10 protein-coding genes are annotated in these 12,270 nt (G+C 43.7%); 3 read left to right on the plus strand and 7 right to left on the minus strand.

Annotated features, from left to right (window positions below; all coding sequences use genetic code 11):
- Nucleotides 1-1,067: 1,067 nt before the first annotated feature.
- The 5 genes from ACQKMP_RS06825 to ACQKMP_RS06845 form a co-directional block, all read right to left on the minus strand.
- Entirely contained in the window at nucleotides 1,068-1,985 is a 918-nt protein-coding gene (locus ACQKMP_RS06825; protein WP_042186069.1) for a DUF5692 family protein, read from the minus strand.
- 440 nt (nucleotides 1,986-2,425) lie between these two features.
- Nucleotides 2,426-3,688 carry an FAD-dependent oxidoreductase gene (locus ACQKMP_RS06830; protein WP_427469053.1) on the minus strand — a complete coding sequence of 421 codons (1,263 nt, stop codon included), beginning with the start codon at nucleotides 3,686-3,688 and terminating at the stop codon, nucleotides 2,426-2,428.
- Nucleotides 3,689-3,691: 3 nt separating this feature from the next.
- Nucleotides 3,692-4,729 (minus strand): helix-turn-helix domain-containing protein, encoded by a 1,038-nt coding sequence (locus tag ACQKMP_RS06835; protein WP_427469054.1) that lies wholly within the window; start codon nucleotides 4,727-4,729, stop codon nucleotides 3,692-3,694.
- A gap of 115 nt (nucleotides 4,730-4,844) precedes the next feature.
- Nucleotides 4,845-5,612: a metallophosphoesterase family protein gene (locus ACQKMP_RS06840; protein ID WP_427469055.1), complete on the minus strand. Its 768-nt coding sequence runs from the start codon at nucleotides 5,610-5,612 to the stop codon at nucleotides 4,845-4,847.
- Between the two features lie 149 nt (nucleotides 5,613-5,761).
- Nucleotides 5,762-6,283, minus strand: coding sequence for a MarR family winged helix-turn-helix transcriptional regulator (locus ACQKMP_RS06845; protein WP_052404196.1), 522 nt, complete (start codon nucleotides 6,281-6,283; stop codon nucleotides 5,762-5,764).
- Nucleotides 6,284-6,500: 217 nt separating this feature from the next.
- On the opposite strand from ACQKMP_RS06845, the gene ACQKMP_RS06850 reads away from it, so the two are divergent.
- On the plus strand, nucleotides 6,501-8,132 hold the full coding sequence (locus ACQKMP_RS06850; RefSeq protein WP_427469219.1) for an MDR family MFS transporter: 1,632 nt from the start codon (nucleotides 6,501-6,503) through the stop codon (nucleotides 8,130-8,132).
- 75 nt (nucleotides 8,133-8,207) lie between these two features.
- Here the strand turns inward: ACQKMP_RS06850 and ACQKMP_RS06855 are convergent, their stop codons facing one another.
- Nucleotides 8,208-8,675 carry a MarR family winged helix-turn-helix transcriptional regulator gene (locus ACQKMP_RS06855; protein WP_042186061.1) on the minus strand — a complete coding sequence of 156 codons (468 nt, stop codon included), beginning with the start codon at nucleotides 8,673-8,675 and terminating at the stop codon, nucleotides 8,208-8,210.
- Nucleotides 8,676-8,891: 216 nt separating this feature from the next.
- Here ACQKMP_RS06855 and ACQKMP_RS06860 point away from each other — a divergent pair, with 216 nt between their 5' ends.
- Both ACQKMP_RS06860 and ACQKMP_RS06865 read left to right on the plus strand, forming a co-directional pair.
- Nucleotides 8,892-10,388, plus strand: a complete 1,497-nt coding sequence (locus ACQKMP_RS06860; RefSeq protein ID WP_427469056.1) for an amidase — start codon at nucleotides 8,892-8,894, stop codon at nucleotides 10,386-10,388.
- 633 nt (nucleotides 10,389-11,021) lie between these two features.
- On the plus strand, nucleotides 11,022-11,222 hold the full coding sequence (locus ACQKMP_RS06865) for a hypothetical protein (protein WP_341061514.1): 201 nt from the start codon (nucleotides 11,022-11,024) through the stop codon (nucleotides 11,220-11,222).
- 123 nt (nucleotides 11,223-11,345) lie between these two features.
- On the opposite strand, the gene ACQKMP_RS06870 is transcribed toward ACQKMP_RS06865, so the two are convergent.
- A complete protein-coding gene (locus ACQKMP_RS06870) occupies nucleotides 11,346-12,230 on the minus strand; it encodes a DUF5643 domain-containing protein (protein WP_427469220.1) in 885 nt (294 codons plus the stop codon).
- Nucleotides 12,231-12,270 lie beyond the last annotated feature (40 nt).

Raw genomic sequence — 12,270 nt, forward strand, 5'->3', positions numbered from 1 at the left:
TACGTTACCGTCGGCACATTGTATTTGGTTTTTCGCATACATTTGGCTCGTTTACGTTACCGTCGGCACATTGTGTTCAGTTTTTCGCATACATTTGGCTCGCTTACGTTACCGTCGGCACATTGTATTTGGTTTTTCGCATACATTTGGCTCGCTTACGTTACCGTCGGCACATTGTATTTGGTTTTTCGCATACATTTGGCTCGTTTACGTTACCGTCGGCACATTGTGTTCAGTTTTTCGCATACATTTGGCTCGTTTATGTTACTCGCGGCACATTGTATTTGGTTTTTCGCATACATTTGGCTCGTTTACATTAGCGTCGGCACATTGTATTCGGTTTTTCGCATACATTTGGCTCGTTTACATTAGCGTCGGCACATTGTATTCGGTTTTTCGCATACATTCGGCTCGTTTACGTTACTGGCGGCACATTGTATTCGGTTTTCCCCATACATTTAGCTCGCTTACGTTACTGGCGGCACATTGTATTTGGTTTTTCGCATACATTCGGCTCGCTTACGTTACCATCAGCACATTGTATTCGGTTTTCCGCATACATTCAGCTCGCTAACGTTACCGTCGGCACATTGTATTTGGTTTTCCGCATACATTTGGCTCGTTTACGTTACCGTCGGCACATTGTATTTGGTTTATCGCATACATTTGGCTCGTTTACATCACCATCAGCACATTGTATTTGGTTTTTCGCATACATTTGGCTCGCTTACGTTACCATCAGCACATTGTATTCGGTTTTTCGCATACATTTGGCTCGCTTACGTTACCATCAGCACATTGTATTCGGTTTTTCGCATACATTTGGCTCGTTTACGTTACCATTAGCACATTGTATTCGGTTTTTCGCATACATTTGGCTCGTTTACGTTACTGGCGGCACATTGTATTTGGTTTTTCGCATACATTCGGCTCGTTTACGTTACTGGCGGCACATTGTATTTGGTTTTTCGCATATATTTGTCAGCAATCTCGAAATTTTATAGATTCTATTCCATAAAAAAACCCGCGCTAGGCGCGGATTCTTAAAGAAGCAATTAAGCCTTCTATTATTTTGCACTCTCGGCAATCGTCTTATAAGCCGCTAAATCTGTATACACTTCCACTTTAAGCGGATTGCGTTTATGTTTGGTAATTTTATAGAAGTGATAGACAAACACTGCAATATTAGCTGCTAAAGATAATGCACTCACAACCCAAAGCGCCGTTTCGCTGTGAGAAGATTGTACGGAGAACTTTGAATCGCCAACAAACGCCGGGAACGACATTGTAAACATCATCCAAATCGCCAAGGTTTGTGCACGGTGCTGTAGCCATGCTCCTTTTTTGAAGAAGAATGCTGGAATTGTACAAGAGATCAGAAGAGCTGCACCTGCATAGAAGGAATGGTCAGAAACTGCGTTATATACATAGGCAAAGTTCCAAATGTCATAAGCAATGATCCAGAACCACAGCTGGTCCGGCCACAACATATCCTTACTCTTGTCTTTACTAATAACAATACCCATCCAACCAGAAATCGTAATAATGTTCAGAATACCTGCGATCCCGTTCATAATGTTCCAAGGACCACCTACCATCATTACGCCATCCACCATGCCTTGCAAGCTGTACACTTGGAAATCACGGATAACTGCTTCAAGAATGTTAACTGCAAGGATAATAGCCGGGAACATTAATATATATTTATTTTTGTCCCATCCTTTAACATAACGGATAGCCATAAACCCTATACATCCTGCCAAGGCAGAATATACTTTTACCCAGTGAAACCATGTTCCAGTACTGGAGCCTTCGCCTGCCGTATTCGGCCAGACCGCTATGGTAAGAACAATAGGGACAACGATAAACAGAATGATTGAGAACCACTTGCTTCTTCGAGCTATTTCGTTGAAAATCATTAATCCTGCAAGTACCACTAACCACATTAGAGCAGAGTACCAAGGAATCGATTCGAATAAAAACATAATGCATTCCTCCTAAAAGTTTTGTGAGCATAAACATCACTGATTGTCTTCGTGCAAAACTAGCTTCGTAAGCATTCGCATATTTTGTATATAAGCTATGTCTTGAGTCCAATATATCCCATCCTCCTTCGAACGATCAAACCGCTCAAAACGTTGATTTATCAAGGTTTTCATAGTCTCATTTCGAGTTGAGTTTACACATCAATAGGACTGGAATTCATCCAAGGTCCTACCCCAAGTAAGGGAATCTATTAGAAACCATGCCTACAGAACTACAAACTGTAAACCTAACTCGAACGTAAAATATCCCCCACAAAGTGAAGTTTTGCTTTAATGCTTACTCAGTTACTTTGTGAGAGGCCCAAAATATATACTTTATGCAATACAAAAAACCTTGCCGACAAATTTCTTTGTGGACAAGGCTTACTACTCACTCATTTTTAAAAAAATCTTTCAACTAAGTATTTCGAATATACGATACAGTTCTCCAGTGTAGGAAAATTCATGATTTCTCCAGCATAATAGATCTTATCTCTTCCCTGCATCTGATCAAGCCGTTCATAGAAGCCTTCACGGATCGCATTAGAATCTACATGGGGGAACTGCTTCCAGCGCTTCATCATATACAGACGGATATTCTCACCGCCAAGCTCGCGAAGTTTATTTTCTACCTTTTCCCTCATCTCGAGATCTGTCATCTCATCATTCTCCGCTACATAAACCGTAACTAGATCCGTTGTTCCCATATCTGCCCACCTGTAATACCATGCCATCATATGTCCCTTGCGTTCAGGATTCATATTGCAGGGGATATACCCAGAAAGCTCCGGCAACCCCTTCACTCTGTAGGCATATACCCGAAACCGTTCGTAGATTATACACTCAAATAATGCTCTGTCTACCGAAGATAAGTGAATCATATCGCCCAGATGCTCTAAGGAAGCAGTATAAATAACCTTGTCAAAATAAAAGATATCCTGGTTTGTTTCCACCCGAACTTGACCATTTTCCTCTTGCTCCATATGTAGCACTTCACAAGTCAGACGCAGATCCTCTACTTGATCGGCCATTCTTCTAATGAGTTCAGTGACTCCCTTAGGCCAGGTTATCATGTGAGTGATCTCAATAAAGGATAATAAATTATCATAAGTAAGAAATTTCAATACATAGGCGGCCGGCACATCCTGAATACTCCCAAAACCAAAAGTATTGAAGTAATGCATATATACCTGCCCAATTACAGATAGCTCATTCTCCGTACACCAATCTGAAAAGGGCTGACATAGATCTGCCGGTAAGTGTAGAAAACCCGGTTCTTGTAGTGACTTATAACGTTTCAAAATTTCCGGCAACCGTTTGAATTCTTGGGTAAACATCTGAATTTGGTCCATAGGAATCTGAGTAGTTTTTCGCCCATTTGTATCAAAAAATCCCCGTTCCAAGAGTGGCCCCTTATCCATAAGATCAAACTCCCTCATGAGTTCAATCGTATGTTTATAAGTTGGCAAGCCGATTAGGGTTCCCATTTCATAGGTTTTCCCTTTATATTCAATCGAATGACACTTGCCACCTACTCGGTCTGACTTCTCAAGGAGAGTGATATGGTTATATCCTTTTTTCGCGAGCTGGTAAGCAGCTGTAACCCCAGAAATCCCTGCACCGATGATCCCTATTCTGTCTTCATACTTCATATTAGTCATCATCCGTTATCTCCTTGTAAATAACCATAATGGCAAGGTCTCACGCTGACCTGCATACTCAAGTGCGACATCCGATGGTATTTTACCTTGATTAGGTCCGTCTGTGATCACCCTGCTGAAGTTATAGATCCTCAAATATTCGTGTAAGCGCTTTTCTAAAGTCTCAAAGGATTCAATCGTATCATCCAACCAAGCCTGCTGATAGAACTCTTTCGTCAACACTGCTACAAATTGCTGTAAGGGCTGAAATACTTCTGTCTGATCTGCAGTAATAGCTACTTGATTTATGTTGTTCTTATGTAAAAAATCGCTGTATTTATGTTTACCTCTATCCCAGTTCGTAGTAAATTCACGACTCTTGTTCGTAACCAGATTATCAATTTGGAATTCTAAGGTCTTCATCAATGGGATGACCTTCAAATCCATAAAATCGATAAAATGAATGGCGGACTTCCGATTATATAGCTTGACTAAGCCTAATCTGGAATAGGCATCGTAGACCACGTATTGATACACCTTTCCTACCCTTGGGAACACTCCCATATAGCTAATACTCTGTTGGCACATATACCCGGGATGAGCATTTTCCGGATTTTTCATCCTATAGTCCAGAGGTTTGGATTTCTCTTTACACCCTCTGCTGTTAGCCGCTTGCGCGCCGTCCCGCTTCTTTGCTTTAACTTCTTTGGCGTAAGCCTCCCGTTCTATTCTCTTACTAAGTCCATTTCGACGCAGCACATTATAAATACCTGACTCCCCTATGTTCACACCCTCATCCTGCAGTTCGTAAAAGATTCGCTTGGGTCCATCTTCAGGGAATTTGGCAACGTATTGTAAGATCAATCTTTCCGTTCGCTTATCCACTTTATTAGGCATTACCGGCTTTCGTTCCTTCTCTGCCAGTCCATCCATCCCCTGCTCTTGGTAAGCTTTACACCACTGATAATAGATCGTCCGGGATATGCCAAACTCCTTGCAGGTTTCGCTCACATTGTTGCTGATAGTCCCTTGCATGAGGATATGATATTTGTTGTTTGCATTCATCTATTACACCCCCTATTCTTTATTTTATACATAGTTGGCGTTAAATACAGTGCTATTCTACAAAGGATAGGTGAAAAACTTATACTTTCTATTATTTAAAAAAAAGAGAGACAGCTCAAGGCTTCTCCCCATTCCGAACAAAATGTGTGCTGTATGCCCCTCCAGAAATCTCCAAACAGTTCAGACGTTGACCATAGGCACATCCACCATCCACACCAATCTTATCGCCCAGCGGACTAAACCAGATGTCTTCCGAATCATGTAGATCCATCGTCGAGGTATGACCGAAAATAACCGTTTTGTCAGTGCTAACTACAGGATTCGTATAAAATGGCTCTCTGATCCAGATAAAATCATATGGATCCTGCTGCTTCCAATCCGCTATTAATGGATTAATGCCTGCGTGGACAAAGATATGGTCTTCCGTCTCATGATAAAGTGGCAATGAACTTAGAAAATCCAAATGATGTTTGTATTTCTGTCTAATTTCTTCTTTCAACAGCATATAATCATGCCAGCCAAAATCCGCTTTAAAAAAGTCAGAATCCGCCTCACAATAGCTCATCAATGTATACAAACCACCGTTGTTTAGCCAATGCGTATCCAGTTTATCATCCTCGCTGGTGAGCGCGTCATAGGCCATTTTATCATGATTGCCTTTTAGAACTGTGACGTCCCATTCCCGCTTTAGGGCCATAACTTGATCCACAATTCCTTTACTATTGAGACCTCTATCCACATAATCCCCCATCAGGATGAGCTTGTCCTCGGATGGCCGATAGTTTATTTTTTTTAATAATGCGTTGAATTCGGAATAGCTTCCGTGAATGTCGCTAATCGCTAATATTCTGATTGTAATTCCTCCTTGCTCTGGATGCTGCAAGCTAAAACGCCTTCGGCGTCCTTTAAGGGACGGTGAGCGTTTATGCGAGAATTATAAGGATACAGTATATCGTGAAACTTATACTTTCTTATAATTTAAAAAAGACGTTCCGGGCAGAGGCACCGAAATATCTTTTTTTGTAATGGTCGCTATACGGAATCCATAACGAGCGGATCTTCATCGGATTGAGTAAAAAGCTGGCGGCTTCTGACTTCATGCACCGCTTCTTGAAAACGATCACATAGAAAAATCAACTGGTCGATCTCTTTCTTACCCACCTTTTCCGTAACTTCACTTAAAATACCTGAAAAAGTAGCCATCTGGGAATCATAAATCTGCTCCCCTTTATTCGTCAGACCAATATATACAACCCGCCGATCGGTATCGGACGTTGTTCGCACCACGTAACCCTTCTCCTCCAAACTGTTAACCATTTGTGTCGCAGTAGGTCTGCTAATTTGGAGCAAGTCGCTTAATCTAGAAATCATGACTCCCTGCTGCTCTTCGACTTCGTCTGAAAGCTTCTTTCGCTTCATTAAATTGTTTATGACATACATCATCATAAATTCTCTATACGAAATCACTTCCTTTGAGGACGGACGAGAGGTCAAACGTTTAATATTTTCAAAGGCTATAATTAGCTTTTGCTCTTGACTATTTTGAGTATCCATAGGGCACCTCCAATTTAACTCAATCTAATTAGATTACTTACCTATTTCCAAAAAATCAAGTCCAAATCACATTCTGTTTCCATAAAAATTAAATAATTAAACAGTTGTGCTAAATGATGAATTTGTGTATTATACATAAATGATAGTTTGGCTACCTAATTATCAAGACATGAATTCCCAAACTACAATATATAGAAGTTAAAGGAGAGGAACAGCTCTGGAGCATCTTACGCAAAAGAAAAAAGTTACAATTATGATTGCTTTAATGGCGGCTATGTTTTTCGCAGCAATCAACCAGACCATTGTGGGTACTGCAATGCCCCGAATTATTGCGATGTTAGGAGGCATTGAACATTATACTTGGGTAATTACCATCTATATGCTCACCTCTACAATCGCTACCGTACTTGTCGGCAAATTATCCGATATCTATGGAAGAAAACCATTCCTCTTAGCGGGGATCGTTATTTTTATTATAGGCGCTTTCCTGTCCGGATTGTCGACAAATATTTTCCAAATGATCACTTATCGCGGGATTCAAGGTCTTGGCGGCGGGATTCTAATGTCGGCTACCGTAACCGCTGTAGGTGATTTGTTCGCTCCTAGAGAGAGAGCCAAGTGGACTGGAATTATGATGGCCATATTTGGATTCTCTAGTGTAATTGGTCCTACCCTTGGCGGCTTCATGGTGGATCACATGGCTTGGAAATGGATCTTCTGGATCTTCTTGCCTTTCGGTATCGTGGCTTTCTTCATGATTTGGAAAATGTTCCCTAAAACTGCACGCTCCACTTCAGAATCCATTGACTACTTAGGCTCCATTTTCCTTTCCCTTACCATTGTTGCACTCTTGCTCGGCTTTTCATGGGCGGGTACAAAATATGAATGGGGTTCCCCAGAGATTCTCAGCTTGTTCGGGGCATCTATTCTCGGAGTTATTATTTTAATTCTGATTGAACGAAAAGCTAAAAGTCCAGTATTGCCATTATCCTTATTTAAGAATTCCATCGTAACCATCTCCATGGTTGTCGGCTTCCTGATGAATGCCGGTATGATGGGCGCAATGATCTATCTGCCATTTTTTGTCCAAGGTGTAGAAGGTGTCTCCCCAACCAACTCGGGATTCATTAATATGCCAATGTCACTGGCAATGATTGTACTTAGTACGCTCGTGGGTAGATGGATCTCCAAATCAGGTAAATACAAGCGTTATGCCCTGATGGGTATGCCATTTATGGTTGTAGCCATGATCATAATGGCCTTTATGAGCAACATTGCGATGGCCGTAGTCAGCATGATTGTCTTCGGGATTGGTTTAGGACTATCGATGCCTGTCTTTACCTTAACCGTACAAAATGCTGTAGCTCCCTCCATGCTAGGGGTTGCTACTGCTACAAATACTTTGTTCCGTAATTTAGGTGGAACCATCGGTATCGCTATTATGGGTACCATCATGAACACTTCATTAACGAATAAACTAGAGGCAGCAGTGTCCTCTGGCAAGGGTCCAGATTTAACCAAACTTGACCCTGAATCCGCTAAACAGCTTTCCGCATTTATGAATCCGCAAATGCTGCTAGATCAGCCTAAGCTGAAGGAACTGCACGCAACGCTGCCAGAGCAGATCCAGCCGCTCTTCAATCAATTGATTGAGATGCTGCGGAACGCACTAAGCGATTCTCTGACGGTTGTATTCTTAAGCGGCACGGCACTGTTAGTCATCGCAGCATTGCTTGTCCTGTTCCTTAAAGAGATTCCGTTACGAAGTGGTGAGAAAAAAACAGAGGTAACTACAGAGGGAAAAAGCGAAGGCAAAAACCTTGAAAAGTCAGTACCTGCTGCACATTAATCACAAATAAATATACATTAGAGATGTCCGTAAACAGCTTTGGCTGTGCGGCATCTCTTTTTTATGTGAAGGAGATTAGGATTCGGTTGGTTGATCGTTCAATTCTTCGAAATAATCGTAGACTTCGTTTAACAGCTCCATTAACGAATCTGTCTTTTCTCTACCCATATAATCAATCATGCCTTTAAAGGTATTTCGGGATTTCGTCACAGCCATTTCGGCCAAATGCTCTCCTTTTTCCGTAAGCGTGATCTCACTGATTCGGCGATCCTGGGCATCGGCAGAACGCACTACATATCCCTGTGCAATCAGACTATTGACCATCTGTGTAACCGTAGGAGAAGTGACTTTAAGAAACTTGCTGATATCTGATACGGTCTGGCCCTTCTTCCCTTCCCGTTCCTTGCCGAGCTTTAAAGAAACCAACATCCGAACCTCACTTGGCTTCAATCCCCAGACTGTAGTTTTACGCCAATTCATCCTGGCAAATTGCTGGAAAGCTTCCATTAGTCCATCAACATTCTGATATTTATCTTCGTTCATCAGTACACCCCATAAGATCCATTTAACACTAAGTATAGCCTAATCGGGCATAAAAAAGAATTGATAGATGTCAGATATCCATTTTCAAATCATTACTATCGAGATGTATAATGGGATCAGAAGAAAGGGCTTGGTCGTCCTTTACTGACGATAAATGATACATTGTTATATATAAAATACAGGCAATTCACGCCTATTCGAAAGAGGTTATCTATCATGTCCTTTTCTTATTCTACATATGACGCTCTAGGGCTTGCTTCGCTTGTCAAAGCACGTGAAGTCTCCCCTCGTGAGCTTGTCGAAGCCGCTTTTGCTCGGCTCGATGAAGTTAATCCAGTTCTTAATGCGGTCGTACGCACTCGTAGAGAAGCTGCTCTTAAGGAAGCTGACGATATGCCTGTTCATGATAGCACTCGCCCGTTTGCTGGCGTTCCTTTTCTGCTCAAGGATATCTCCCAAGCTATCGCTGGAGAACCTCTTACTTCGGGTGCCTTGCTTATGAAAGACAATATTGCCAGACGTGACTCGAACTATGTAGCACGAATCAGAAACGGCGGATTCATTCCGCTTGGACATACGAATACACCAGAATTCGGCCTCAAAAACATTACCGAGAACGTCCTTCATGGCCCGGCACGTAATCCGTGGAATCCCGAATATTCCCCCGGCGGTTCAAGTGGTGGTGCAGCTGCAGCTGTAGCTTCTGGTATTGTTCCGGCAGCGGGTGCTAGTGATGGTGGCGGCTCGATCCGTATCCCTGCCTCGTTCACCGGCTTGTTCGGACTGAAGCCCACCCGTGGACGTACTCCAGTAGGACCAGGTGTCGGTCGTCAATGGCAAGGCGCTTCTATTGACTTTGCATTGACAAGGTCCGTACGCGATAGTGCTGCCATGCTGGATCTACTACAGGTTGTGCAGCCAGAGGCTGCTTTTCAAACACCACTATATCCGGGCGTCTATTTAGACGATCTATTCAAGCCAGCACAGCGAAAACTGCGCATAGCGTTCACAACAGCTTCTCCAGTAGGCACTCCTGTAACGAATGAAGCAGTCATTGCTGTGCTCAAAACTGTAAAATGGCTCGAAGCTGAGGGGTATGAAGTTGAAGAAAAGCTAAGTCCAGTAAATGGTGTTAGGCTGATGGAGAATTACTATACGATGAATACTGGCGAAGTGGCAGCGATGTTCGTATCGCTGGAAAAAATGATGGGACGTACCATTACTTCCAGTGAAGTCGATATCGTTACTTGGGTCCTTGGGGAAGCCGGAAGAAAAGTCTCTGCGGCAGAATTTGTGCATAGTCTGGATGAATGGGATATTGCAGCCGCACAAATGGCAGGTCTGCTTAACCGCTACGATCTGTATATCACACCAACAAATGCGGATTCAGCTCCTAAGATTGGCGAGTTAACGCATAGCTCTGCTGAAATCGAAAAACTGCTGCATGTACATGAATTGCCGAAAGAGGAACAAGAGCGAATGATTTACGCTATGTTTAAACCAAGCCTAACCTACACACCGTTCACCCAGCTCGCCAATTTGACGGGTCAGCCAGCTATGAGCGTTCCCGTCCACATGTCGCGAGAAGGACTACCGTTGGGGGTACAGGTAATGGCTGCTAAAGGCCGGGAAGATTTACTGCTTCAGCTTGCAGCCCATCTTGAACAATCCGAGCTGTGGGTAGGGATGACAGGGAATCCGCTCTTTCCATGATGAAATTCATGAAGTGGTGGCTAAGTCAATTGAGAATCATAGTTCTATTACTTAACTATGTTCGATCCTATTGAGAATATAATGATCGTAGGAAGATCGATAAAGATTTGAATCAAATCAAAATGAGATGGCCAAACAATGACTATGATTGGATCAAAATAGATAATAGTATTAGCGCTAATGTATAGCAGATATATATTAATAAATTAATGATTCTGGTTAGCTTGTCCACAAAAATAAACCGTTCCTCGATGCCCAGCTCCCGACCACATTTTGGAACATAATAACAGACGTTTTTAAGTGTCCACAAAAGCATGCTTTTACGGTGCCGATCGATAAGCCGGTTGTTGGATTGCGCTTCAGCTTGCCATTCACCAGGAATGTATTGGCAGCAGCAGCTGCGGTGGATCCGCGAACCGGCCAGCGCCGGGGTAGCCAGGGAATACCTGCAGGCACTCCTGCAGACGGCAGGTATGGCCACCGGTGAGCACTGCAGCGAGCAGCCTGACGTATGCCCGTTCGCGGTATCCACATCCGGAAGCCGCCGGCTGCTACCGATCGCTGAGCCGGCACCGTGCCGGGTAGTCCGGGAACTGCGGCAGGCACTCCTGCAGACGGCGGGTATGGCCACCGGTGAGCACTGTAGTGAGCTGCCAGGCGTTCGCCGGTCCTGGTGCATCCGCCTCCGGAAGAGCGCCGGATGCTGCGGATCAAAAACCCGATCACCTGGTTGTGCTGCAACTTGCAGCAGCAGCAGCATCTGCGGCGGATCCGCGAGCCAGCACTGAGCCAGGGAGCCCGAAAATAACTGCAGGCAGGAATGGCCACGGGTGAGCACTGCAGCGAGCAGCCCAGCGTTCGCCGACCACCCAGAGATTGACCTATATTGGAATCCCTCAAGCATAAAAAAGGAACCCGCGCTGGTATCAGCGTGAATTCCCCTCACCTGTAAGATTGTTATTTAGCAACTGCAATCTTCATTTCCAAGGACTTGTAATAGGTCTTGATCCATTTTTTTCCTGAGTCTTTCAGGATGTCTCCTTTAGCGTCTATGGTGTACGTAAATGGCCTAATTGTGATGGTTTTCGGCACTGCTTTGAAGGAGGCTGCATAGAACAGGTCTTCTTTAATGTTTGCTGTGATCGGTCGCTTGATGTCGATGTCGCTGACGGTTGCCTGAATTAGATTTCCTTTCTCATCGGCAATGTCATACAACATCTTGCTTGAACGCCCTTTGGATTTGGCTGCTCCAGGAACTTTCCCGCTGCTGTGCAGCTTGAGTTCCATCATTAACGGCGTCATCTGGAAATAGTCCACGGTATAGCTAAAATCCCCGCTTTTTTGAGTTGTACCCGGCTGCAAGGTTGCAAGACTATTCAGCTTTTTCACCGGGACGGTAAAGGTAAATGGCTCCTTGACGCTCTTGGTGTACACCTCTATCGTCATTTTGAATTCATCCGCGAGCTGCGGTTTGCCATCTTTGGGGATGTTGAAAGAGAGCAAAGCTGCCCTTTCATCTTCCGGCATAGACGTCACATAGGGAAGATATAACATCCTTTTCCCATTAACAGACAAAACCGGGATCTGCGCGATATCAATAATGATCCCCTTACCCACAGTGCCTCCCTCCTGCCGGAATGCCATGTCAAGACGGTTCCCGTCAAACATTACTTTGGTTATACTGAGCGTTACGCCCTCGTGGGTAATCGCTAGATTGGAACTGGTAGATTGCCCGGAGGTCTCGGCACTAACGATTGAAGGGAACCCGCTGCCTGTGACTGCCATTACCAACGTTACTGCCAATGCTGCTCCAGCGAATTTTTTTCTCAATTCAGGTTTCATAGAATTCAATGGATTAGCTCCTGTCCTATTTTTTATGAAA

It is taken from the genome of Paenibacillus sp. NPDC101420, assembly GCF_050277435.1.
Classification (GTDB): domain Bacteria; phylum Bacillota; class Bacilli; order Paenibacillales; family Paenibacillaceae; genus Paenibacillus_AQ.

Coding starts and splice junctions, on each gene's coding strand:
- ACQKMP_RS06855 (WP_042186061.1), bottom strand. CDS start 8,675: ATGAACGAAGATAAATATCAGAATGTTGATGGACTAATGGAAGCTTTC.
- ACQKMP_RS06845 (WP_052404196.1), bottom strand. CDS start 6,283: ATGGATACTCAAAATAGTCAAGAGCAAAAGCTAATTATAGCCTTTGAA.
- ACQKMP_RS06830 (WP_427469053.1), bottom strand. CDS start 3,688: ATGATGACTAATATGAAGTATGAAGACAGAATAGGGATCATCGGTGCA.
- ACQKMP_RS06860 (WP_427469056.1), top strand. CDS start 8,892: ATGTCCTTTTCTTATTCTACATATGACGCTCTAGGGCTTGCTTCGCTT.
- ACQKMP_RS06870 (WP_427469220.1), bottom strand. CDS start 12,230: ATGAAACCTGAATTGAGAAAAAAATTCGCTGGAGCAGCATTGGCAGTA.
- ACQKMP_RS06835 (WP_427469054.1), bottom strand. CDS start 4,729: ATGAATGCAAACAACAAATATCATATCCTCATGCAAGGGACTATCAGC.
- ACQKMP_RS06825 (WP_042186069.1), bottom strand. CDS start 1,985: ATGTTTTTATTCGAATCGATTCCTTGGTACTCTGCTCTAATGTGGTTA.